Genomic DNA, 24,307 nt, shown 5'->3' on the forward strand with positions numbered 1-24,307 from the left:
GATAATGGTTATCAACTAGCGGAAACGGCTGCACCTTTTGGAGAGGAGCAGCATACGTTTCGCGAATGAAATATAAGCCTAGTATAAGTGAAAATTTATACGACCTTATATTTTTAGAAAAAGGAGAACCTAATGCTTAAGAAGTTTTTTGCTTATTACCGGCCTTATCGCAAATTGTTCCTGCTCGACTTCTGTTGTGCCGTTATATTGGCTGTTCTGGAATTGTTCTTCCCGCTGGCCGTCAGTCATGTGATTGACGATCTTCTGCCGGATGGGAATCTGAAGTATATCATCGGCGCTTGCGCGATTCTGCTCGCGATCTACGTGCTGAATACGTTCCTGTCGTTTGTCGTGACGTATTGGGGCCATATGCTTGGCATCAATATCGAGACGGATATGCGCAAAAAGCTGTTCGACCATATACAGAAGCTGAGCTTCCGTTTCTTCGATAATACGAAGACCGGTCACCTGATCTCGCGTATGACGAACGATCTGTTCGAGATTGGGGAAGTTGCCCATCATGGTCCGGAGGATATGTTTATCGCCGCTATGACGCTTGTTGGCGCGTTTGGCATTATGGCGTACATTAATCTGCCGCTGACGGTCATGACGTTTATCGTGGTTCCGATTATTATTTTGCTGGTTCTATTCTTCAACGGGAAAATGACCAAAGCAACGCATCGGTTGTTCGGCGACATGGCGGACTTTAACGCTCGCGTTGAAGATACGGTTGGCGGCATTCGCGTCGTTCAAGCTTTCTCGAACGAGAAGCATGAGAGCAAGCTGTTCGCGGGCAACAACAGCCGGTTCCGTCAGGCGAAGCTTATCTCTTACAAAATCATCGGCCTCAACTCGTCCATCACGTACATGCTGATGAGATTGGTTACGCTGTTTGTCTTGCTCGCCGGTACTTGGTTCGTTATTAATGAAAATTTGCAATACGGGGAATTTGTCGCGTTTGTGTTGATGACGAATATTTTCTTCAAGCCGATCGAGAAGATTAATGCCGTTATTGAAAGTTATCCGCGCGGCATCGCGGGCTTCCGCCGTTATGTGGAACTGCTCGAGACCGAGCCGGATGTGGCGGATGCGCCAAATGCGTTGGCGGTTGACCAGTTGCACGGCGATATCGAATACCGCAACGTGACGTTTGGTTACGAGGGCGAGTCGAAGGTGCTCAAAGGCGTAAGCCTCTCGATTCGGGCAGGCGAGACGGTTGCTTTCGTTGGCCCGTCCGGCGCCGGCAAAACAACGCTTTGCAGTCTACTGCCGCGCTTCTATGAAGTAGAGGGAGGCAGCATCTCGGTGGATGGTCACGATATTCGAGACCTGGAGCTGGAGTCGCTCCGCAAGCAGATCGGCATTGTGCAGCAGGATGTGTTCCTGTTCGCTGGTACAATCCGCGACAACATCACGTACGGCAAACTTGGCGCTTCCGACGCCGATATTATGGAAGCGGCGCGCCGCGCGCGTCTGGAAGAATTCATTGCTTCCCAACCGGATGGTCTGGATACGGTAGTCGGGGAGCGTGGCGTGAAGTTGTCCGGCGGCCAGAAGCAGCGGATGGCGATTGCCCGCATGTTCCTGAAGAACCCGCCGATCCTGATCCTGGACGAAGCGACATCCGCGCTCGATACCGAGACGGAACAAGCGATCCAGCAGTCGCTCGCGGAATTGTCCGAAGGACGCACGACGCTTGTAATCGCGCATCGTCTGGCGACGATCAAGAACGCCGACCGCATCGTGGTCGTGACCGAGAACGGCATTACCGAACAGGGCCGGCACGAGGAGCTTGTGGCAACGGGCGGCATCTACAGCCGCTTGCACCAAGCGCAGTTTGGAGCTTTGTAATATTGATGGAAAGAACGTGCCTTGAGGCACGTTCTTTTTTTATTGCTTCCTAATGGTACAGGCTGTCACTAAATAGAAGGAGATGAATACTATAAGGTTGTACAAGGGAGGTAATAAAATTTCTCCCTGAACTTAAGGGGGAATGGATTATGGCTTTACCTTTGTTGACCGTGGATGTGTATGCTCTCTTTACGAAAAATGCGAAATTAGGAAGCTCAGTAGCTGAAAGACAAAAACGATTTCAGGCTGATCTTGATAATGCCAATCGGGTGTGGAAAACAGGATTTATTAATAATGGCAGCGTCCAATGTAATATTCAGTTTGTTAATGCGGGGATTTATAATTATTCCGACACTAAGACAATCAATTCAGAGACTATCCCGTATCCACCGTTTCCTGGAGACGTTAATAGTTTGATAAACCAGTTTAGAGCAAGATCTGGTATTAAAAAACGTGCAATCTTTGTTGTATATGTAAGTGGAAATAAATTCAAATCTGGGGATATTGGTCTTGGGGGTTATCAATTTATTGGTTCAGATTATTGGGGCAAAGTTGCACTAACGAATTTGGCTGCTGACAATATTAATAAGTTCACTTTTGCTCATGAAGCAGGTCATGTCTTTGGCTTGGGACATAGTGGGTTATCGAATAATATTATGAATGCTCCTGTTACTTCGAGCAGTCCTCTGGTCACTACCAGTCAATGTACGACAGCCAGAAAAAGTAAGGTTATCAGAGGGAATTAGTCGGATCGAGGTTATATAGAAAACCGCCTTAAATAAAGGTGGTTTTTTTGTTGTAACAATTGCTGGTTGGGAGAAAGAGGCCTTGCACCCACAAGTCGTGCATTGACGATCCGCGCGTTGCATAGTACATTGGTCACAGCTAACAAAAGGATAGTAAAGAGATAGAGGGAGAGGACTATATTGTCGACGACAGCTGTAAAAGAATTGTCCCCGCTTGTAGCGGCGCTTGAACTGAAGCCTCATGTAGAGGGCGGTTGGTATAAGGAGATTTGGAAGGCGAACTTTGAAATTCCGCAGGCGGTATTGGGAGAGCCGTATTCCGGGCCGCGGTTTGCCGCGAGCTCGATTTATTTCTTGCTGCATCCGGGCGAGGAATCGGATTGGCATACGGTACACTCGGATGAGTTGTGGCTGTGGCATTCCGGCAGCCCGCTATTGTTGACGCTTGGCGGTACGGAAGAAGATCCGGAGACGCGCGAAGAGATTATTGTGGGAGGCGACGTTGCGAATGGCCAGCATCCGCAAGCGCTTGTGCCTGCAACCGAATGGCAGAAGGCGCGCCCGCTTGGCGATGAGCCGGTGCTTGTATCCTGCATCGTAGCGCCGGGCTTCCATTACGATGACTTTAAGCTGATTGAACGTAAATTTTAATGCCCGCAGAGAAACTTTGGACGCGAAACTTCCTGCTGCTGGCGCTCGCTAACTTATTCTTGTTCTTTGCTCTCGAAATGCTGCTCCCAACGCTTCCGATCTTCGCGGAAGAGCATGGGGGAAGCGGTTCGCAGATCGGCATGATGCTCGGCATCTTCACTTTCTCGGCGGTCGTGTCTCGGCTTCTGATCGGGTTTGGGCTCAAGCGGTTCGGTAAAAGAAAGCTGCTCCTCATCGGCGTAGCGATTTGCATCATCGGCATGGCCGGTTATTTCACAGCCGCTTCGATCTCGGCTTTGCTTGCTCTACGCGTTGTTCACGGCTTTGGCTTTGGTATCGCCACTGCCTTATACGGCACGCTTGTATCGGACGCCATTCCTGCCGCTCGGCGGGGAGAAGGCATGGGCTACTTTGTCATGGGTAATGCGGTATCCTTCTCCATCGGGCCTTTCTTAGGCTTATGGCTGCTAGATCAATTTGATTATGCCGGTTTGTTTGGCGTAGGCGTAATCTTCCTAGTGATCGCGTTATTGCTTACGCTTCTCGTTCGTCAGCCGCGCGTGCAGACGGGGGAGATGGCCGGCATCTCGGAAGCAGCGGCTTCTGCCGAAGTCATGTCTGCCGGTGGCGCTAAGCCTTCGCCTTGGGCGGAGATTATTGAGCCAAAAGCGGTCATCCCATCGACACTCGGCATGCTCGTTGGTTTTGCGTTTGGCGGCATGCTCAGCTTCGTAACGTTGTTCGCCAAGGACATTGGCATTGAGCAGACGGGTTACTTTTTCCTCGTTGTTGCGATCAGCGAAGTGCTGATTCGCTTCATTAGCGGTCCGTTGTTTGATCGGAGAGGACCTTTCTGGGTATTGTTCCCCACCGCAGTATTCTGTATGATCGCTTGCGTGATCTTGTATTACACGGATTCGATGGGGATGTTGATGCTTGCCGGCGTGTTCTACGGCGCAGGTTTTGGCGCGATGTTCCCGGCCTTGCAGGCTTGGATCATCAACATTGTTCATCCGGAGCGCCGCGGCGTTGCAACGGCAACCTATTACAACTTCTTCGATATCGGAATCGGCGCAGGCTCGATTCTGCTCGGCGTTGTAGTATCCGCGACGAGCTACACGACGATGTTCCTGCTGTCGGGCATTTTGTACGTTTTGTTTTTGGTGGTATATTTCGTGTACTTGAGCCGTCAACGCGCTCGGGCTAGAGGTTAAATGGGGAAGCGGTGCCTGTGGGCACCGCTTTTTCTGTTGGAGTTGAGGTGCACTTAGTTAGTTCTAGTAAGCCGTGGTCAAATCTATTTGCTTGTGGTAAAATATAGGTAATTATTGACCAAATAGGGCCGATTTCGGCTGTTTCGCATGATTATCCTGCATTTCGTGCAGGATATAACACTGTTACTGGGCTCTAATGCGCCAATATGATGTATTCGGTGCAACGTAGGCGGAAGGCGGAACTACAACTAACTAATATTAAAAAAGCTGTTCCCCGCGGGACCCGCCGGGAACAGCTTTTTTACATGCTCGCGTGCCTGCGCTAAGCAGGCAGTTTGATCTGTTGCCCAGGGTAGATCAGGTTGGCGTTCTTGATATGGTTCAGGTCGCGGAGCTTCTGCCAAGTTGTATTGTACTTCTTGGCGATTGCCCACAAAGTGTCGCCTGACTTCACAACGTAAACAGCTGGCTTAGCCGGTTCCGGTTTTGGCTCAGGCTTGGAAGGCTGCGGCTTCGTTGGTTCCGGTTTTGAAGGTTCTGGCTTAGGGTCAGGTTTCGGCTCCGGCTGCGCAATAACTGGTGTTGCTGCTGCCGTAATCCGTCCCTCAACCTTTGGATTTGCCGTCCCAAGCTTCGCAATATATGCGATAAGCGCTTCGTCGAGCGAGCCGTACATACCCGCTTGCGGGTATTTGCTGAACATGGTGTACTCATCGCCGCCGGCTGCCATGAAATCGTTGGTCGCAAGCAGATAGTCGGCTTTCAGATTAAGCGGCTTGCCGCCGACGGTGACGGAGTGGACGCGCTCGCCTTTAGGCTTGGCGGTATCGATCTTAAACGTGATGCCGGATACTTGCGGGAATCCGCCTTTCGAATTCGGGTAATCGGATACGCCGGTCTCCAGAGCGGCTTTCACATCGGCGCCTTTTACCTTCAGCGATACGATCTGGTTGCCGAACGGTAGTACCGTGATGACTTCGCCTTTCGTAATCGTGCCTTGATCGATGGAGGCGCGGATGCCGCCGCCGTTCGTAATCCCGATATCGGCGCCGGCTGCGCTGCGGATCGAGTCGGCGACCAAGTTGCCGAGATTCGTCTCGCTTGTGCGGACCTGGTCGCGTTCGCCGTCCAGCTTCACGCTGGCCGTGCCGACTTCTTCGGCGAGAATCGACTCTTGGCTTTTCTGAATCGAAGCGACAAAATCCGCGATTTCCGCATTAGGCGCAATAGCCGCGGCGGTATCTTTATTTTCGAGCTTCGCTTCCTTCTTCACGACTTTGCCGCCGTCCACCCATAGATCCACAACGCCCAGGTATTTCGTATATTCGCCTGCGCTTGCGATCAGCGTGTTATGGTCGGCATTCAGGCCATGCTCCAGCACGGTGTGGCTATGACCGTCGATAAACACGTCAATGCCGTCAACGGCTTTGGCGATCTTGAGGCTCGTATCGACGCTTGAGGCATCTTGGCCGATATGGCCCAGCGCTACGATGACGTCGGTCTGGTCTTTGAGCTCGTCCACTACCGCTTGCGCTTCTTTGGCCGGGTCGGTGAAGGTGAGGCCTTCGACGTTTTTCGGATGGGTCTTATAGGCGGTCTCCGGCGTAGTCAGGCCAAAAATCCCAACCTTCACGCCATCCACTTCTTTTATAATATAAGGCTTGAACAAGGACGACTTGTCTTTAGTTACTCTCACGTTGGCGCTGACAACGGGGAACTTCATCATCGATTCCAGCTCGAGGAGACGTTCATAACCATAGTTGAAATCATGATTGCCAGGTGTGAACGCATCATAACCCATCTTGTTCATGACCTGAACGACGCTTTCGCCGTTCACAAGCGTTGCGAACGTTGTGCCGTGAGTCGCATCGCCGGCATCCAGCAGGAGCGTATTCGGGTTAGCAGCGCGGTAGCTGTCGATGATCCCGGCGAGCTTCGCATATCCCATTTCTCCCGAGGATCCTTCCACGGCGCGCGCATGAGTATCGTTGGTGTGCAGTAGCGTGATGTGCTTGGCGGAAGCAGGCACTGACGTATCTTCAGCTGCAAAGGCGGTACCGACGGAAGCGGCAAGAAGAGACGCGGACAGCAATGCTCCTGCGGCCCACTTCAATCGTTTAAGCTTGGTAAGCATCTAATCCCTCCACTATTTATTTTTCTTTTTTCGGGAGTACATATTCGGTGTTTTTCCGCAGATCTCCTCTTAAAAACATGTAAATTATCTGAAAATTTAGCAAATTAGTCCTGAAGTCCTTTCCGTTCGCCTGCATCCATCAGGTTTCGACATCCATTAATTGTGTTTTTCGCACAAACGTTAGGGATCGTCGCTGCACATATGTCCAAACCTGGCGTCCTGCCTGCCGGGCGGTTGCCTTGGGGAAAGGGGACACGTATAATAGTCCTGAAATAATTTCACATTATAATGAACATATTCTCACCATACTAAGGCAACTCTGCGAGAGGGGAAGACGGATGGAGGAGCTAAGCGATAAACGTTCGAAAATGATTGAAGCAGCCCGTATGTATTACGAGCTTGACTATAATCAGCAGGAAATTGCGAAAAAGCTTGGCGTATCGCGCCCGACGGTATCGCGTTTCTTGCAGCAGGCGAAGGAAGACGGCATCGTGGTGATTCGCATTATGGACCCGGCTTCCGATAACCAGGAACGTGCCCGGCAGCTCAAGGAACGTTTCGGGCTTAAGGAAGCGATTGTCGCTTCCGTGCCGAAATACGAGGACGCCATGTGCAAGAAAGTTATTGGCGAAGCCGCGGCTAATTTTTTGCATGATACGGTGCAGGATGGCGATACGATTGCCGTCACTTGGGGAACCACCTTATATGAAGTAGCAACAAGATTGCCGAACAAGCACGCGAAAAAGGTGAAGGTCGTCCAGCTGAACGGCGGAGTCAGCCACTCCGAGACGAATACGTACGCGTATGAGATTGCGCAGCTATTCGCCAAAGCCTATCAGACGTCGCCATATCTGATTCCGCTGCCGGCGATCGTTGACCATGCGGTTGTGAAGCATGCGATCGAAGCGGACAGGCATATCCGCAAAATCCTCGATATGGGCAAGCAAGCCAATATCGCGGTCGTGACGGTAGGAGCGCCGACGGAAGATTCGGTACTGATCCGGGCGAATTATTTCTCGGACGAGGATCTTGGCATTATTTTATCCCGTGGCGTAGGCGATATTTGCTCCCGTATTATCGATATCAACGGGCAGCTATGCAGCCAGGAGCTCGACTTAAGGACAATCGGCATCGACTTGAACGAGCTCAAGAAGAAAGAATGGTCGGTTCTTGTAGCCGGGGGTCCTAGCAAGGTGGAAGCGATCTATGGCGCATTAAGCGGCCAGTATACGAACACGCTAATTACCGACCAGATTACGGCGCAGCATTTGCTGGAGTTTAAGTCGTAGTAAGTTAGAGTAAGTTAGAGTAAGTTAGAGCAAGTTAGAGAAAATTAGAGCAAGCCAGAGTAGAGAACAGATGAAAGATTACTGGAGGATTGGATATGAGCAACCATTTGTCGGCGCGCGATATCGCGGCATACATTGACCATACTGTACTGAAGGCGGAAGCCACGAAAGAAGAGATTATTAAGCTTTGCGCGGAAGCGAAGCAATATCAGTTCGCAACGGTGTGCGTGAACCCGGGTTACGTTGCGCTTGCGGCCAAAGAGCTTGCGGGTTCCGGCGTTGGCATTACAACGGTTGTAGGATTCCCGCTTGGGGCGAGCACAACCAATTCGAAAGCTTTCGAAGCGAAAGACGCCATTGCGATTGGCGCTACGGAAGTAGACATGGTCATTAACGTTGGCTTGATCAAGTCTGGCGACTTCGAAGCGGTGAAGCAAGATGTCGTTGGCGTTGTTGAAGCTTCCACAGGCAAAGCGGTCGTGAAGGTTATTCTGGAGACGGGCTTGCTTACGGATGAAGAGAAAGTTCGCGCTTGCGAGATCTGCAAGGAAGCGGGAGCCGACTTCGTGAAGACGTCGACTGGCTTCGGCAAAGGCGGAGCAACGGCGGAAGATATCGCCTTGATGCGCAAGACGGTTGGACCGGATTTGGGCGTAAAAGCTTCCGGAGGCGTGCGCGATCTGGAAACTGCAATGAAAATGATCGAAGCTGGCGCAACGCGTATCGGCGCTAGTTCGAGCGTTGCCATTGTAACCGGCGGCCAAGGCGAAGGTTACTAATAGTTAGTGTTGAAGGGGCAGCCGGATTGCGGCTGTCCCTTCATTTGGGATTGACCCTTTGCGGAAGAGCAAGGTATCATGAAGATAGTCGAACGGCCGGCTCGGTGGAGTCGGTTTTTTTGTTTGCTTAAGGTTGGAAGATGAGGTGCCGGATCGAAAAAGCCGATCGGACGTTATCATAGATTAATTGAGGTGAACCATGAGTTTGAGTTTGAACCATTCATGGCGGGAGCAGTGGACGAGTAACGCAAGAGTGAACATTTTGGCCGGTATTACAGCGACGTTGGCGCTTGTACCGGATTCGCTTGCGTTCTCGTTTATGGCTGGGGTCCCGCCGGTCGTAGGCATTTATGCTTCGATTTGTATTTTGTTAGTCATTACGTTTCTGGGCGGCAGACCGGGCATGATCTCGGCGGCTGCGGGCTCGATGGCCGTTCTGATGCTGACGCTGGTCAAGGAGCACGGTATCGAGTATTTGTTCGCGGCAACGGTATTGACGGGTATTATTCAATTCCTGATGGGCGTGTTTAAGCTTGGGAAGCTGATGAGGTTTGTTCCCTCGGGCGTGCTGACTGGCTTCATCAACGCGCTGGCGATTATGATTTTCCTGTCGCAGCTGCGGTATTTCAAAGGCGAGTCCTGGATGATGTACGTACTCGTTGCCGTCACGCTAGGCATCATCTATCTCGTTCCGCGCTTCTTCAAGGCGATTCCTTCGCCGCTTATTGCAGTGGTTGTGCTGACTTTGGCGGTATGGGCGTTTGGCATGGGCGACGTGACGAGAATCGGCGATATCGCTTCGATTGACGCCTCGTTGCCGTCGTTCCTGCTGCCGGATATTCCGTTTAGCCTGGATACGCTCTGGATCATTCTCCCGTATTCGCTGTCGCTTGCGGTGGTTGGATATACGGAGACGATGCTCACGCACAACTTGCTGGATGAGATGACCGGGGAGAAGACGGATAAGAACCGAGAGATGAAAGGGCAGGGGATTGCGAATATCGTCGCTGGATTTTTTGGCGGGATGGCAGGCTGCGCGCTTGTAGCGGAATCCGTTCTTAATGTGAAAATGGGCGGGAAAAACCGCTTGTCCACTTTAGTAGCTGCGCTATTCCTTCTGCTGCTCGTCGTGTTGCTCGGCGATTTGCTGTCGTTAGTTCCGATGGCGGCGCTGGTTGGCATTATGCTCATGGTCTGTATCGCTATCTTCGACTGGAGCTCCGTGTTCCGCATGAAGCGTCTGCCGCTTGGCGAGACGGTTGTGATGCTGGTGACGGTTGGCGCCGTATTGCTCACGCATGACTTGGCGATTGGCGTTGTAGCCGGCGTGTTCGTTAGCTTTATCGGCTTTGCTGTAAAAGCATCCAAAGTGCAGATTGACGACGAATGGAACGGTTCGACGCGGACGTACCGCGTGCAGGGCCAGCTGTTCTTCGCTTCGGCATCCGAGCTCGAAGAGCGGATTGCGCATGACTGCGAAGCGGAGGAGGTCCACATCGACCTCACCGGCACGAAGGTCTGGGACCACACGGCGAACCTCGCCGTCCGCAAGACGGTCGACCGTCTGCAGAAGAACGGCAAGCAAGTGACGGTTGTTGGCGTGTAAAAACGTAGCGCGTTGGAGCGTACACCGCGTGTTGTGCGGTGTAGTGCGAAGGCGCATAGATAGTTTGAATAGAGGCTGCTCCCTTTTGGGGGCAGCCTTTTTTTGTTATCTTTTTTGTCCTACGTTGGATTCTCTCCAGTCATCCCCTACTAATCGGTCCGTGTCTTGCTTGTGGCAAGCAAGACATCGAGCGGTTGATAGTTCGGCAGCCACTTTGTCGGCAGATGCTCCAGGCTTAGCGCGTATACGGATTTGAGCAGCCGAGATATGGAATGGGCTTGCTCCTCAATCAAGATCTCCTTGATCTCCGACGGTTTGGCAGGGACGGCATAATCCGTTCGATAGCCAAATTCGGCAAGGGAAACAAACATGGCGGGGCTTTTCCTGTAGTTGCAGCTACTCGGGAAGCGGGGGGAGCTGCCGGAGTCGTATTTGGATAATCGGACTGTATCCTGATGCTCCAGTAGTAACTCGCTTGCGTCGAACTCCAGTACAGCGAACGATTCCGCAGGTTCTCTCCGCATGTAAGTCGTCAGCATTGCGAGGCAATCCCGTTTGGTTGGCCAGAAGAAGATATGCCGGTCAATGAAGGAGCGGAACTGTTCGACCGTACAATTCTCTTCCATCATGGCTTCAGGAATGCGAAGATGCGAATTGACTGTCATCGTGATTCCCTTGTAGTCGACCTCTGTCTTCGACAGACGGCGCTCACCTGTGGATTCCGGCAGCAAATGTTGGCTGGACCATATGGCGTCAAAGCGAGCGATACCTTGCAAGTTCGCTGCTCTTGTGAAATGAAAGGCGGATTTCCGGCCGCTTGATTTCGTAATGTTAGCAATGGTTTGTTCAATATCCGTCATAAGAGCGGGCCACCTTTGGGATCTTATCTATCGCAGTAGTATGTAACGGGATGACTGCGGCCTATACAAATAAAGCCCTCCACGAAGGAGGGCTCACTCAACTATCGCTCGCAGCTGATCGTCAGGTTGGCGCTGAGCGTGCTGCCGGCTTCGACCATCACGAGCTCTTCCTGGCGGTTCAGCTCGCCGGTCATCGCCATCCATGGCTCGACGCAGACGAATGGCTTGTCCTGTACGGACCAGACTTGCACGTATTTGAAAATATCGTCATACGTCATGCGCACGCGGGCACCGCCGCTAACCGGGAACGCGATCTCGCGTTTCTTGGCGCCAAGCAGGGTAACCGACTCCACCATGCCGTCCAGATCCAGCTCACCCGTATAAGGCTTTTCGACCATGTCGTTGTAGTCGAGGTAAGTCGTTGCGTCCGTCTCGTACGCAAGGTTTTTCGAATCGGCGTTGAAGTAAGGATGGAAGCCCGCATAGAACGGCATCGACGCCGTATCGGTCAAGTTGCGGTATTGCTGGCGGATATGAAGCTCTCCGTTCACCAAGGCATATGTAAAAGTTACTTCGAAATCAAACGGATAACTTTCCTTCGTCTGCTCATTGCTGCGCAGGACAATCGTAATCGACGCTTCGCCGTCGGTATTGGTGCTAACTACTTCCCATGCGGAAGTACGCGCAACGCCGTGGTTAGCCATCTCGTACGACTTGCCGTCCCAGATGTAAGTCTTGTTCTCGAGTTGTCCGCAGATCGGGAACAGAATCGGATTGCCTCCGCGGATATTGGCCGTCGGATGTTCGAACGTTGCTTTATCCAGGTAGAACACCTCGAGTCCGTTCAGCTGGCAGCCAATAACGATGCCGCCGCGCTCCGGACAGACAAGAATGCGGGAAGAAGTGCTTTCTTCGATTAGTTCATAAATCTTAAAAGTATCGGTGTAGCTGGTTACTTGAAACTGGCTCATATGGCCCTCCTATAGTCTAATATGTACTCCTATCATACCATAAACAAGCAAAAGGCTGTCCGCCAAGGGACAGCCTTCCGTATTATTGAGCTGCGTTGCTAGCTTCAGCGCTTGCTGCAGGGCTAGCTGCGGAGCTTGCTGCAGGGGATTCTTCCGCTGCGGCAGGATCAAGCGTGTTGGAGATTTTTGCTTTTGCTTTCAGGTCTGCCATCCAGTCGGAGGACAGCTCGCTTACTTTTTGCGTAACCAGTTGGTACTTGATGTCTTCTTTTTTCTCTTCAAGCGTTGGCGTTGAAGCTGGCTTCTCATCGGTTTTCTTGATGATGTGGTAGCCGTAGCTTGTTTGAACAACGCCGCTGAGCTCGCCTTTTTTGAGTGCGAATGCCGCATCTTCAAAAGCAGCTTCCATCGTGCCTTTTGCGAAGAAGTCGAGGTCGCCGCCGTTGTCTTTCGTACCGGTATCCGTCGATTTCTCTTTCGCCAGTGTAGCGAAGTCTGCACCAGCTTTCAGCTGCTTCAGAATGTCTTCTGCTTCTGCTTTTGTTGCAACGAGGATATGCGAAGCGCGGATTTGCTCCGGCGTCGACATGGATGCTTTGTTCTCGTCGTAGTATTTCTTGATATCGTCGTCAGTTACTTTTGCTTGCGGCTCAAGGATTTTGCGGATTTTCACTTGCACTTCCGCGTCTTCGCGCAGGCTGTCAACGGTCATGCCGTATTGAGCAAGCGCTTGGTTGAACTCGTCTTCGGAACCGAACGATTTCTTCAGGTTCTCGATTTCTTTGTCGACATCCGCTTCCGTTACAGTAACTTTCGCATCGTCTGCAGCTTGGTCGATCAGTTCGTTCGTGATCATGTTATCCAATGTGGATTTGCCGCCTTGCTCCACGAGGGAATCATACAGCTTGTCCTTCGTAATTTTAACGCCGTTAACCGTTGCAACAGCTTTGGAGCCTGCTCCAAACGGAGGTTTGATCAATACGATAATAAGCACGACAGCCAGGATAGCCGATACCGCGATCCAAGCTTTGCCGCCGTTGCGGCCGCCGGATGAACCTGCGGGAGTCTGGGAAGTAGGAGCCTCTTTACGCTCTTCTTCTTGCTCAGCTTCCTCCTCATTAACCGCTTCTACCGCTTGATCGTCTTTGTTGTCATCTTCATAGACGAATTGTGTTTCCTTTTGCTCTGCAGCAGAGTCCAATTCCTCTTCTTCTCTTTTGTGCTGCGAGTCTTTGTTTTCCATTGTCAATAAACTCCCTTCAACAAAAAGGCACTATTTTTACAATCTTCACCTACTATAACAAAACAATCACGGAAAAACCTTAATTCTAAATAAAAATATGTTGCATTTAGTCGCTTTTCGTATAATGGTATAAGTATACAAATATTAGGCTTTAGTCACATATGGTGTGACCTGAGAACTAGTGACGGAAGGTGGGGAACGTATTGGTCACATTGCATGGAGAATATAACGGCTGGGTTATACTTCTCTCTTTCATCATCGCATTATTTGTGTCGTACTCAGCTTTGAACCTGGTGTACAAAATCTCGCATTCCAAAGGAAGAGTGCAGCTTGGCTGGCTCCTTGCAGGTGCCTTTGTGATGGGCAGCGGAGTATGGACGATGCACTTTGTCGGGATGATGGCGTTTCACGTCGGTATTCCGATTACCTATGATATACCGATTACCCTGCTGTCCGTCGTCGCTAGCATTTGTGCTTCTTTTGTCGCGTTTTACCTCACGAGGGCAAAAGAAATTAACCGCCTTAAACTGTTCGTGGGCGGCCTCGTTATGGGCGCGGGAATCGTCGCCATGCACTATACGGGAATGGCCTCGATGCATTCTCCTACAATGTCTATACAATATAACCCATTAATTGTTATTTTATCGGCCGTGATTGCCGTTTTGACTTCGTGTGCGGCTTTATATCTATTCATTAAATTCCGGGATAGCAACAAAGCATCCTTGTCCAAATGGGCGGCAGCCGCCCTAATGGGACTAGCTGTCTGCGGCATGCATTACACGGGAATGGGAGCGGCATCGTTCTGGTGCGGGGAGACGGCAGTCACTTTGTTAACGGAAGACATCCCGATTAATCTGTTCCTTCTAATAAGTGTAACGTTAGTTACGCTCTTGATCATGCTGGTCACTTGGATTGCGATTTATGTGGACCGTACCGTATTGGAGCGTATGGCTTTCAGTGATCCGCTCACCGGACTAGCTAACCGTCACGCCATGAACCGTTCCTTCGACGACAAGCTGGATCCCGGACACCATTACGGCTTGCTGTTTCTTGACCTGGATCAATTCAAGATTATTAATGATACGCTTGGCCACGACATTGGCGATCTGCTTGTACAAGCTGTGGCGAAGCGGCTTCAGTCTCATGAGAATAAAGGGGCTCAAACGTACCGCCTAGGGGGCGACGAATTTCTGCTGGTGTCCAAAGGGATGCTGCGGGATGAAGTGGAACAGCTTGCGAACCGCATTCTCGAGGATATTCGCAAGCCTTATCTGCTTGAAGGCAATGAGCTTTACATAACGGGCAGCATCGGCATCAGCTTGTCTCCGGATCACGGAACAAAAAGGTCTTCGCTCTTGATCGCAGCCGATACGGCGATGTACCAGGCGAAGCGCAGGGGCAAGAATCAATATTGTCTCTACGACGAGCAAATGGAGCGTCAGCTGATCCGCCGGATGGAGCTGGAGAAGGATTTAAGAATCGCGCTCATGCGAGATCAATTTATTATTCATTATCAGCCCAAATGGGATGCCAGCGAGAACCGTGCGATCGGCGTAGAAGCGCTGCTGCGTTGGAACCATCCGATTCTGGGTCGGATCGCGCCGGATGAATTTATCCCGATTGCGGAGGAGACCGGCTTGATCGTGCCGATTACCCGTTGGGTGCTCGGACAGGCCTGCCGCGATTGCTTCGAATGGAACGAGAACCTTGAGGAACCGCTCAGCGTATCGGTCAACATGTCCGTGAGCGTATTTGACAGCAAGAATCTCGAAGATATGGTCACTTCGGCGCTGCTCCATTCCGGACTTGAGGCGGCGCTACTGGAACTCGAGATTACGGAGACGATTGTGATGCATAACGTTGAGGATGTGGTCGCCCAGCTGAAGCCGATCCGGGAGATGGGCGTTATCATTTCGATGGATGATTTTGGCGCGGGGTACTCCTCGCTTGGTTCGATTGACCTGATTCCGTTCCAAACGCTTAAGATCGATAAGTTATACATGCAGCAGAGCGATATGCCGTCCAAACGCGCGATTATCCATACGATTATTATGCTGGCCAAACAGCTGAATCTGGATGTGATTGCCGAAGGGGTAGAGACGGAGCAGCAAATCGCGTTTCTTCAATCCGCCGGCTGCAGCTGGATGCAAGGCTTTTATTTCAGCAAACCGATGGCGCGGGCAGATCTGGATCTTTGGTTACAGCAGTCGATGTTGGTAAGCGGTAGACATACGTCGCAGAGCTTGATCGGATAATCGTTAGCCAAGGAGGGCGCCCAATTGTGAGCAATCTGGCCAAAATCTATCTTTATCTCCTGTTATCAATGGCAGTGCCGCTTCTCTTTTTTACCGTGCTCCATACGCATTCCGCCTGGGATTATCAGCTGTATTCGCCAAATGGCCATTTCTACGTTGTAAGCACAGTGTCCGGAGCGGCGTTTGCGCTTGCCGTAGGGATCGGGGTTGCAGCTTTAAAGCTTCGCAATCTGAAAATCACCTTTTTGTCCTTATCGTTTATTTCGCTTGCGGCGTTGTTCCTTCTGCACGGTTTGTCGACGCCAAGACATGCGATGCACGCTTCCTCTCTGCCGAGCAACGCCGCTCAGATGAGCATTTTGCTGGCTGTCGTATGGCTGTGGCTGTCGTCGATGTCCTCGGACCGGCGGATCATCAGCTGGTTATCGGCGCATCAGCGCTGGCTGTTGCCGATTTGGATTATGTCCATGATTGCCATTTGCGGGGTGTTGTGGCTGTTCGCCGACCAGATGTCCTGGCTGCAACTGAAGCATGGGTCTGTCAAATGGCCGGCAACCGTACTTATCATAGGGCTTAACGGCTGGACGATGTATCGGTATTTGGAGACTTACCGGTCCACGAGATTCCCGCTGCAGCTTGCGATCGTATTTTGCTCCGGCTGGATGATTGGAGCTCAATTGATTAACGTAATGGGAATGATGTGGATGGTCAGCTGGTGGATCTATCATCTGCTGCTCCTGGCTTCGGTTATTGCAATGGTTGTTGGCATTTATTATCAATATAGAAGCTCCGGCTCTTATACGATGTCGTTTAAGCAGTTGTTCCAGAACAATCCGAAGGATTGGATTGAAGGTTATATGTCGCCGGCGGTGCGGGAGCTGATCAAGACGACGGAAACCCGCGATGCGTATACGGCCGGCCATAATTACCGCGTGGCGCTATATGCCATTCAGCTTGGGGAAGAGCTGAGACTGAGCCGGGATCAGCTCCGGGCTATAGCGCAAGGCGGCATCGTGCATGATATCGGCAAGTTGGTCATTCCCGATCAGATTCTGAACAAGCCGGGCAAGCTAACGCCGGAGGAGAGGGCGATTATCGAAAAACATCCGGTTACCGGGTTTAACCTGTGCCGCCGGCTTGGTTTCATGCAGGAGGAGCTTGCGGTCATCCGCTCCCATCATGAGCGCTGGGACGGAACCGGCTACCCGGATGCGTTAAGCGGGGAGCATATTCCGCTTTTGGCCCGCGTAACGGCGGTTGCGGACGTGTACGATGCGCTCACCTCATCCCGTTCTTACCGGGCCGCGTTGTCCCATGAGGAAGCGATGGCGATTATTTGCAAAGAGCGCGGGAAACATTTTGACCCGTTATGCGTGGATGCCTTAGTCCGGATTGCGGGAGAGAAGGGCTGGTCGTTTAAGGCGTCGGCAAGCTGAACGGTCCGCAGGTCAGGATTAGGCGTATAGCCCGGGTTTATTTCCAATGGCGGCGGGTGTATGATAGAGGAGTTGCATTACATAGTAAGGTTATTTGAAAGGAAGGAATGAATAACAATGACATACGTAGCAGACAAATCTCGTTACGAGGGCATGAAATACAACCGTCTGGGTAAAAGCGGCCTTAAGCTGCCGGCTGTATCCCTTGGCTTATGGCATAACTTTGGGGGAACTGACCGTCTGGAGAACGGACGCGCCATGATCCACCGCGCTTTTGATCTGGGCATCACCCATTTCGACCTGGCGAACAACTACGGTCCGCCTGCGGGTTCCGCGGAAGAGACATTTGGTCAAGTATTGAAACAGGACATGGCCGCTTACCGCGACCAAATGGTCATCTCGACCAAAGCCGGTTATTACATGTGGGAAGGTCCTTACGGCGACTGGGGCTCCCGCAAATATTTGATTTCGAGCCTTGATCAAAGCTTGAAACGGATGGACCTTGAATATGTAGATATTTTCTACCATCACCGTCCGGATCCGGAAACGCCGCTTGAAGAAACAATGGCTGCGCTTGATCACATCGTGCGTTCGGGCAAAGCGTTGTACGTTGGCTTGTCCAACTACACTGCGGAGCAGACGGCGCAAGCTTCCGCGATCTTGAAGCAGCTTGGCACGCCATGCCTGATCCACCAGCCATCGTATTCGATGTTCAACCGCTGGATCGAAGACGGTCTGCAAGACGTGCTTGATCAAGAAGGCATTGGCTCGATCGTATTCTCGCCGCTTGCCGGCGGTTTGCTGACGAACCGTTACCTGGATGGCATTCCTGCCGATTCCCGTGCGGGCGGACCTAGCGTCTTCCTGAACACGAACAACATTACTGAAGAAAAGCTCGCTAAAGTTCGCGCTCTGAACGAAATCGCTCAAAGCCGCGGCCAATCGCTGGCTCAAATGGCGTTGGCATGGGTGCTTCGCGGCGGTCGCGTAACATCCGCCCTGATCGGCGCAAGCCGCGTCGACCAAATCGACGACAACGTTGCCGTTCTGAACCGCCTCGATTTCTCCGAGGATGAGTTGAAGTCGATCGAGAGCATTTTAAATCGATAGATCGCCTGAGGAATGTATCTCCTTCCGGTTGCTGTTGTCTCCATATGGCTTTAACAATGAGGTTAAGGTAGCCATATGGTAGACAAAGGCAAGCGCTCCGCTCCTCCAGGAGATACATTTCCTCTTGCTCTTATCGATTTGTTTTTATAACCGTGGAAGGCTGCCGATTCGTTCGGCAGCCTTTTTTAAAGGGCAGGCAAGACAAGATAAGACAAGACAAAGCAACCCAGGCCTAAGCAACCCAGGCCAATCCAGACCACACCAAACCAATCTAAAGTTAGGCAAGGAAAGAGAGAATGAAGGGGAGGATCGATATGGAAGTAAGATTAAGTGATTATCGGGAAGAATGGGCGAAGATGTTTCGGGAGGAAGCGGAATTTCTTAGATCCGTATTTGAGGGAGTAGACTTGCGGTTTGAGCATTTTGGGAGCACGGCAGTACCGGGAATGAAAGCGAAGCCGGTCATCGATATGATGGGAATCGTTGATGACATTAACGAGGTAGATTTGTTTAACGACACGATGGCCTCTCTTGGCTACGATGTAGCAGGGGACTGGGGGATTGCAGGCAGACGTTTGTTCCGCAAAGGCGGCGAGCAGCGCACCCACCATATTCATTTCTACCAATCAGATAACGCCCAAATCGAACGCCATCTGATCTTCCGAGATTACCTGCTACGCCATCCGGAGGAAGCCGCCAAATACAGCCGCTTCAAAGAAGACCTAGCCCAACGTTACGCCTCAACAAGCGAATACAGCCCCGCCAAAAAAACTTTCGTCACCGCAATGGAACAACTCGCCCTCATCTGGCATAAGCAGATTAACCTTTAACCGCACTAACTGTACCTCAGAAGCACATTGCACCACCAACGTATGCTACATCATCAACTCATGCTTAGCACAACCGCACCCTACTACTATCCAACTCATGCTGAGCATTACCGTATGCTACTATCCAACTCATACAGAGTACAACCGCATGCTACTCTCAGCTCATACTGAGCACCACCGCATACTGTTTCTCTAGCTCATGCTGAGCACCACATGCTACTATCCAGCTCATACTAAGCTCCACCGCTTATGATCTCTTTAACTACTATATCCTCCTACTGTTACCTTAGCAGCCTTAAGCCTACGCATATCCTGCACGAAATGCAGCATAACGCCCCGGTTCTGATCCAGCGGGGCCGTTCCATTGCACCAAATGCAGCATATTCGCCTCCAAACCTCCTAAACGAGCTGATTTACTCGAATATCCTGCATTCCATACACCGTATTTCTCCTAAAGCCCCTAGACATCCCAATATGCTGCATTCCATGCAACGTACCTAAACACAGATAAGTAACTAACACAACAGTTGGTTCCCGTAGGAGCTGGTGCGGAGTAGTTAGTAGGAGATGCTGAGGTAAGGTGATGTGCTAGAGGAATCGTAGCGAAATTATTTACCTTATATCCTGTATTATTTTCCTTCTATTGATGAAGGAACCATCTTTCTGAGCCTGTTCTTACGAATAAGGTAATTTATTTCCTTATACGGAAATTCGTTTCCGCTACTCATGCAAAAGGTAAATAAGGAGCAGGTTTCAGCACGAATGCACGCTGGATAAGGAAATTTATTTCCTTATTAGCGAAAATGTTGGGTTAGAGCGAATTATTGCCGCCAGCTGGAGAGTTGAAGGCTATTGCGGCTAGAAACTAACTAGTATTGTGTTGCCTATGACGCGTCCCAGAGAATTAGCAGGGGAGTGTTGCATATGGCGCGTTCCAGAGAAATAGCAGGAGAGTGTTGCCTATGGCAACCCCAGAGAATTAGCTGGAGGGAGTGCGAATGGCGTGTCTAGAGAATTAGTAGGGGAATGTGCCTATGTCGCGTCCCAGAGAACTGGCGGGGATTGTGAGGATGATGCATACGACACACTAACTAGCTAGCATAACGGTGCAGCAGGCCAAAGGCCGTTATGCACTAAATAAAAATAAACCGCTAAGGAACGCAAGCGGTTCGCCCACGCCCTCCCCAAAGAATCGGAGACGATTGGAGGGGGATGTATCTCCTGGAGAGCGTAGCGCCTGCCTTTGTGTACACTTTGCAACCTTGATCCTATCGTTCAGGCAAAGTGTACACAACAGCAGCGTAAGGAGATACATCTCCCGGAGTGAGCCAACGGTTTCATAATCACCCAACTCCAACAAATCCGTCTATCGATTCGCCCCCCTCCTGACGATATAATTACTAGTAGATTTACTCGGAAGGGGACCGTGCGCGTGAACAACTTGTCATTGCGGACAAAAGGTTTGCTGATTATCGTCCTGATCACCTTCATTCCGCTTGGGATTGCTGGCGTCTTCAATTACCTGTCGATCAAAAACGAGATGATCCACGCCGCTTCCGAGAGAGCGGCCAGCAGGCTGAGCGTCAGCGCGAATTACTTGGCTTCTTGGCTGCAGATCAGGCGGGCGGAGGTCGTTGTGATGAGCCGGGCGAATGTGGTCCGATTCGGCACGAACGAAGATAGGATGAGCTATTTCCGGGAGGAGCTGTATCGCTCCGATTACACTTATCATGCGATCGGGTATATCGATCTGAACGGGCAAGCGATTCGAACGAACGGCGACCCGGTTGATTTGAGCGGACAGGCTTTTTTCCAGGACGCGGTCCAAGGGGGATCGTTCATTACCGATTTGTTCCTGCCGACCTTTGACAAGATCAAGCAATCTCTGATTGTTGTTCCCGTCTATAATCAGCAGAACCAAATCAGCGGCGTTGTATACGCGTCGATGCCGATGTCCACGATGACGCCTTATTTTCTTATAGATAAAGATCCTGATTCGGAATTCTGGCTATATAACGAGCGCGGGGTTGTGCTGTTCCACTCCTACGCCATTTCCGCCAATCAGAACCCCAACACGGGACTGCTTAACGGACAACCTAATCTGAAGCTTCGCCACTTGCTTCACTTGTCCGGCAATATAAAGGTTACGCGAGCGGGTGGCGACAAGCATGTCCTGTTCTACATGGATGTGAATAGCGCGGCTCCGTGGCATGCGGCGCTGGAGATTCCGGCCAAAACGTTAACGGCTGGCTTGTCCAAAATATTAGTCTGGACCATTGCTGCAATCGTCTTGGCGGAGATTGTGATCGTGATTTTGTTCTCGCTTTACTTCCGCACGATTATTAACCGGCTGCAAGCGATACTGTCGGTGACCAAACAAGCGGCTGACGGGCAATTCGAAGTCGAGCATCTGTCCCAGGAGCCGGGAGACGAAGTTGGCAAGCTTGCCGCATCGGTTAACGGAATGATGGAGCATCTGAAGGACATGTTTGGCCGGTTGGAGGCTATCATCACGCAGAACGAGTATTCTTTTATTCTGCTCGACGAGAATTATCGCGTCAGTTACTTGAATCAGGCTGCAGAGAGGCTGATCGGTTATACGACGGAGGAGCTGGCCGGCCACGCGACGCCGCTGCTCTTCATGGACCCGGAGGAAATCCGTCAAGAAGCGGAACTGCTGTCCAATCAGCTTGGCGTCCACGTTGAGCCGGGGCTTGAAGTATTCCGGATGCTTCGCCAGGTTAAGTTCTCTTATGAACGGCAGTGGACCTTCGTCCACAAGGACGGAACCAAAATCCCAGTCCGCCACTTCTCTAACGGCCTCCGGGACCAGCAGGGCCGCCTGACCGGCGTGCTTGGCATGGCTTATAACATCTCCGAGCAGGTGAAGGTGGAGAAATCCCGCAATCTCCTGCTGGATATCATCGGTTCGGCCAAAGATTTGATCGCTTCCATCGATAACCACGGAAACATCGTGTATATGAACAAAGCCGGTAAACGGATGTTAGGTTTGCCGCTTAATTATAAACAGAAGAACTATAAACGTTTTGTTGAGCCGTCGACGTATGTCTATCTCATTCAAGGCGCCAAAATCGCCGAGAAATTCGGCTTTTGGGAAGGGGAAACCGAGTTTCTGACCCAAGAGGGAGACAAGGTCAATGTCTCTCTCGTCATCGTGGCGCATTCCAATAAGAACACCGGCGAGCTGTATTTCTCCTGTATTGCGCGGGACATCACGGAACAGAAACATATTCAAGAGGAACTCATGAGGGCAACGGAGGAAGCCGAGCTGGCGAATGCGGCCAAAAGCCGTTTCCTTGCGCTCGTCAGCCACGAGATCCGCACGCCGCTGAACGGCATTATCGGCTTGTCGCAGCTTATGCGGCGCACCGGTCTATCGATTTCGCAGAAGGATTATATGGATAAGCTCGGCAATTCCTCGGAGACGCTGCTGCGCATCATTAACGATCTGCTTGATTTCTCCAAGATTGAAGCGGGCAAGGTCGATGTGGAGCGGATCGCTTTCCATCCCCGGGACATGCTTGGCCGTTTGACAGACCAGCTGAGCGTCTTTATGGGCGGCAAAGAGAAATTCGAATTTATTCTGGAGGTGCCGGAACGTTTACCTGCCGCGCTGCTTGGCGATCAGATGCGGGTCGAACAGATTCTGCTTAACCTCTGCATGAACGCCATTAAATTCACCGAACAAGGCCATGTGAAGTTGATTCTGAGCATGCTGGAAAATAGCTCCGAGGGGCTTAAGCTGCAATTCACGGTGGAAGATACCGGCATCGGCATGACCAGAAAACAAATCGACAAGCTGTTTGTTCCATTCACGCAGGCAGACGGCTCCACAACGCGCAAATACGGCGGAACCGGCTTAGGTCTTGTAATAGCAGACGGTCTGGTCAAAATGATGGGCGGGAAGCTGCAGGTGGACAGCGAGCTTGGCCTTGGAAGCCGATTCAGCTTCATTCTCTCCTTCCCGGTTCTCTCCTCCATCTTGGAAGAGAAGCTAACCGTCAGCGAAAAATTGAAGAATCAGTGCATTTGGATCGTGGAAGACAGCGACGAAATGCGTCAGCATTGGTGCAAACTGGCGGAATCGTTCGGCTTGACGCCGGTTCCTTTCTCTTCATGGGCAAGCGCAAGGGACAAGCTGCGCCGGATGGGCACGGGAGCTGTGCCTAAGCTAATTATGCTGGATATGGAGATGCCCGATATGTACGGCGCGGAAACGTGGCTTGCCTTCCACAAACAAGCGTCGTCAGCCGGGGTGAAGACCGTGGCGCTTACCACCTCCTTCGGCCGGGACGAGCTGATGCAAATGCCGGATTCCGGAAGGCCTTCCGCGATTCTGACCAAACCGGTTACTCGGCAGGCCTTGTTCCATGCTTTAAGCGGTACGCTTGATCAGAAGGCGGTACAGGCGACGGATTGGACGGTTGGTTCGCTAGAGGCAGCGGCCTCCCTAGAACCTCAGGATAAAATACGCATTTTGCTGGGTGAAGATAACCATATCAACCAACTGGTTGCGATCGAGCTGCTGAAAGAGCGGGGGTTTGAAGTAGGCCTTGCCGAGAACGGCCGGGAAGTGCTCGAGAAGCTGGAGCAAGAAGAATGGCATCTCGTTCTGATGGATATCCATATGCCGGAGATGGACGGGATGGAAGCAACCAGGTTGATTCGGGCGGATGCCAGGTACGAGCAGTTGCCGATTATTGCCCTTACGGCCAACTCTCTCCGTGCGGACCATGAGCATTATTTGCAGCTTGGCATGAACGGTGTCGTTACTAAGCCGCTCGACGCCGATCAATTGTCTAAGGTGATTACGGATCTGTTGAACAATAAGAAGTTTCCTGTCCTGCAACAGGGCTCTTGGAACCAAACGGCCGATTTGATAACGGAAATAGTCGGAATCGACGTTGAAACCGCGTTGGCCCGAGTAAGCGGAAAACGCTCGATTTTGCAACATATGCTGACGCAATTCCTGAAAGATTACGAAAGGTTCCCGGATCGTTTATCGATGGAGCTTGCGAGCGGACAATTCGTGAACGCCAGACGGATGGTCCATACGCTGATCGGGGCCGCCAGCTACTTATCTGCGAATGGCGTCGTGCAAGCTGCGGCGCGGTTAAATGACCTATTGAAGAAGGAAGATGGGACAGAGGACTTGATAGAAGCGGCTGAACGGCTAAGGGAAGAGCTCAATCTTGTTATCGCTGGTCTGCATCCTAAATCGATTTCAAAATTCGACAGTATCTCCTAACATTCTGCTAACATTTTATTGTTAACCCTTCTATTCCTATTGTATATTAGAAATAGATTTATA

At 51.4% G+C, this 24,307-nt stretch carries 16 protein-coding genes; 12 read left to right on the forward strand and 4 right to left on the reverse strand.

Going from position 1 to position 24,307, the window contains the following annotated elements; translation table 11 throughout:
* The first annotated feature begins 132 nt into the window (after positions 1–132).
* From QQK89_RS08650 to QQK89_RS08665, 4 genes are all read left to right on the forward strand, one after another.
* Positions 133–1,851, forward strand: coding sequence for an ABC transporter ATP-binding protein (locus tag QQK89_RS08650; RefSeq protein ID WP_284238131.1), 1,719 nt, complete (start codon positions 133–135; stop codon positions 1,849–1,851).
* Between the two features lie 149 nt (positions 1,852–2,000).
* Complete coding sequence (locus tag QQK89_RS08655; RefSeq protein ID WP_284238132.1) at positions 2,001–2,597, forward strand: M12 family metallo-peptidase; 597 nt, start codon at positions 2,001–2,003, stop codon at positions 2,595–2,597.
* Positions 2,598–2,777: 180 nt separating this feature from the next.
* Positions 2,778–3,248, forward strand: a complete 471-nt coding sequence (locus tag QQK89_RS08660; RefSeq protein ID WP_284238134.1) for a cupin domain-containing protein — start codon at positions 2,778–2,780, stop codon at positions 3,246–3,248.
* Positions 3,248–4,462, forward strand: coding sequence for an MFS transporter (locus tag QQK89_RS08665; protein ID WP_284238135.1), 1,215 nt, complete (start codon positions 3,248–3,250; stop codon positions 4,460–4,462). The genes QQK89_RS08660 and QQK89_RS08665 overlap by 1 nt, the downstream gene beginning before the upstream one ends.
* Before the next feature lie 322 nt (positions 4,463–4,784).
* Here the strand turns inward: QQK89_RS08665 and QQK89_RS08670 are convergent, their stop codons facing one another.
* Positions 4,785–6,596 carry a 5'-nucleotidase C-terminal domain-containing protein gene (locus QQK89_RS08670; RefSeq protein ID WP_284238136.1) on the reverse strand — a complete coding sequence of 604 codons (1,812 nt, stop codon included), beginning with the start codon at positions 6,594–6,596 and terminating at the stop codon, positions 4,785–4,787.
* A 338-nt stretch (positions 6,597–6,934) separates the two neighbouring features.
* Here QQK89_RS08670 and QQK89_RS08675 point away from each other — a divergent pair, with 338 nt between their 5' ends.
* From QQK89_RS08675 to QQK89_RS08685, 3 genes are all read left to right on the forward strand, one after another.
* The gene (locus QQK89_RS08675; RefSeq protein WP_284238137.1) at positions 6,935–7,885 is read left to right on the forward strand and encodes a sugar-binding transcriptional regulator; all 951 of its coding nucleotides are present in this window, start codon (positions 6,935–6,937) and stop codon (positions 7,883–7,885) included.
* Between the two features lie 95 nt (positions 7,886–7,980).
* Positions 7,981–8,664: a deoxyribose-phosphate aldolase gene (gene deoC, locus QQK89_RS08680; protein ID WP_284238138.1), complete on the forward strand. Its 684-nt coding sequence runs from the start codon at positions 7,981–7,983 to the stop codon at positions 8,662–8,664.
* 199 nt (positions 8,665–8,863) lie between these two features.
* Positions 8,864–10,270: a SulP family inorganic anion transporter gene (locus tag QQK89_RS08685; RefSeq protein ID WP_284238139.1), complete on the forward strand. Its 1,407-nt coding sequence runs from the start codon at positions 8,864–8,866 to the stop codon at positions 10,268–10,270.
* Between the two features lie 149 nt (positions 10,271–10,419).
* On the opposite strand, the gene QQK89_RS08690 is transcribed toward QQK89_RS08685, so the two are convergent.
* From QQK89_RS08690 to QQK89_RS08700, 3 genes are all read right to left on the reverse strand, one after another.
* Positions 10,420–11,130, reverse strand: coding sequence for a DUF7002 family protein (locus tag QQK89_RS08690; RefSeq protein ID WP_284238140.1), 711 nt, complete (start codon positions 11,128–11,130; stop codon positions 10,420–10,422).
* 101 nt (positions 11,131–11,231) lie between these two features.
* A complete protein-coding gene (locus QQK89_RS08695) occupies positions 11,232–12,101 on the reverse strand; it encodes an aldose epimerase (RefSeq protein ID WP_284238141.1) in 870 nt (289 codons plus the stop codon).
* A gap of 82 nt (positions 12,102–12,183) precedes the next feature.
* Entirely contained in the window at positions 12,184–13,344 is a 1,161-nt protein-coding gene (locus tag QQK89_RS08700; RefSeq protein ID WP_284238143.1) for a peptidylprolyl isomerase, read from the reverse strand.
* Positions 13,345–13,547: 203 nt separating this feature from the next.
* Between QQK89_RS08700 and QQK89_RS08705 the strand changes: the two genes are divergently transcribed.
* The 5 genes from QQK89_RS08705 to QQK89_RS08725 all read left to right on the forward strand — a co-directional run bounded on the left by QQK89_RS08705 (position 13,548) and on the right by QQK89_RS08725 (position 24,244).
* On the forward strand, positions 13,548–15,599 hold the full coding sequence (locus QQK89_RS08705) for a bifunctional diguanylate cyclase/phosphodiesterase (RefSeq protein WP_284238144.1): 2,052 nt from the start codon (positions 13,548–13,550) through the stop codon (positions 15,597–15,599).
* 26 nt (positions 15,600–15,625) lie between these two features.
* Positions 15,626–17,035, forward strand: coding sequence for an HD-GYP domain-containing protein (locus QQK89_RS08710; RefSeq protein ID WP_284238145.1), 1,410 nt, complete (start codon positions 15,626–15,628; stop codon positions 17,033–17,035).
* A gap of 117 nt (positions 17,036–17,152) precedes the next feature.
* Positions 17,153–18,145, forward strand: a complete 993-nt coding sequence (mgrA, locus tag QQK89_RS08715; RefSeq protein ID WP_284238146.1) for an L-glyceraldehyde 3-phosphate reductase — start codon at positions 17,153–17,155, stop codon at positions 18,143–18,145.
* A 314-nt stretch (positions 18,146–18,459) separates the two neighbouring features.
* Complete coding sequence (locus QQK89_RS08720; RefSeq protein ID WP_284238147.1) at positions 18,460–18,975, forward strand: GrpB family protein; 516 nt, start codon at positions 18,460–18,462, stop codon at positions 18,973–18,975.
* Between the two features lie 1,432 nt (positions 18,976–20,407).
* Positions 20,408–24,244, forward strand: coding sequence for a response regulator (locus QQK89_RS08725; protein ID WP_284238148.1), 3,837 nt, complete (start codon positions 20,408–20,410; stop codon positions 24,242–24,244).
* Positions 24,245–24,307: the final 63 nt, after the last annotated feature.

Source organism: Paenibacillus glycanilyticus (assembly GCF_030161375.1).
Lineage (GTDB): Bacteria > Bacillota > Bacilli > Paenibacillales > Paenibacillaceae > Pristimantibacillus > Pristimantibacillus glycanilyticus_B.

Excerpts from the sequence above, each read along its gene's own strand:
- QQK89_RS08685 (WP_284238139.1), top strand. The coding sequence starts at position 8,864 with ATGAGTTTGAGTTTGAACCATTCATGGCGGGAGCAGTGGACGAGTAAC.
- QQK89_RS08690 (WP_284238140.1), bottom strand. The coding sequence starts at position 11,130 with ATGACGGATATTGAACAAACCATTGCTAACATTACGAAATCAAGCGGC.
- mgrA (WP_284238146.1), top strand. The coding sequence starts at position 17,153 with ATGACATACGTAGCAGACAAATCTCGTTACGAGGGCATGAAATACAAC.
- QQK89_RS08670 (WP_284238136.1), bottom strand. The coding sequence starts at position 6,596 with ATGCTTACCAAGCTTAAACGATTGAAGTGGGCCGCAGGAGCATTGCTG.
- QQK89_RS08700 (WP_284238143.1), bottom strand. The coding sequence starts at position 13,344 with ATGGAAAACAAAGACTCGCAGCACAAAAGAGAAGAAGAGGAATTGGAC.
- QQK89_RS08650 (WP_284238131.1), top strand. The coding sequence starts at position 133 with ATGCTTAAGAAGTTTTTTGCTTATTACCGGCCTTATCGCAAATTGTTC.
- QQK89_RS08720 (WP_284238147.1), top strand. The coding sequence starts at position 18,460 with ATGGAAGTAAGATTAAGTGATTATCGGGAAGAATGGGCGAAGATGTTT.
- QQK89_RS08665 (WP_284238135.1), top strand. The coding sequence starts at position 3,248 with ATGCCCGCAGAGAAACTTTGGACGCGAAACTTCCTGCTGCTGGCGCTC.
- QQK89_RS08655 (WP_284238132.1), top strand. The coding sequence starts at position 2,001 with ATGGCTTTACCTTTGTTGACCGTGGATGTGTATGCTCTCTTTACGAAA.
- QQK89_RS08675 (WP_284238137.1), top strand. The coding sequence starts at position 6,935 with ATGGAGGAGCTAAGCGATAAACGTTCGAAAATGATTGAAGCAGCCCGT.
- QQK89_RS08695 (WP_284238141.1), bottom strand. The coding sequence starts at position 12,101 with ATGAGCCAGTTTCAAGTAACCAGCTACACCGATACTTTTAAGATTTAT.
- deoC (WP_284238138.1), top strand. The coding sequence starts at position 7,981 with ATGAGCAACCATTTGTCGGCGCGCGATATCGCGGCATACATTGACCAT.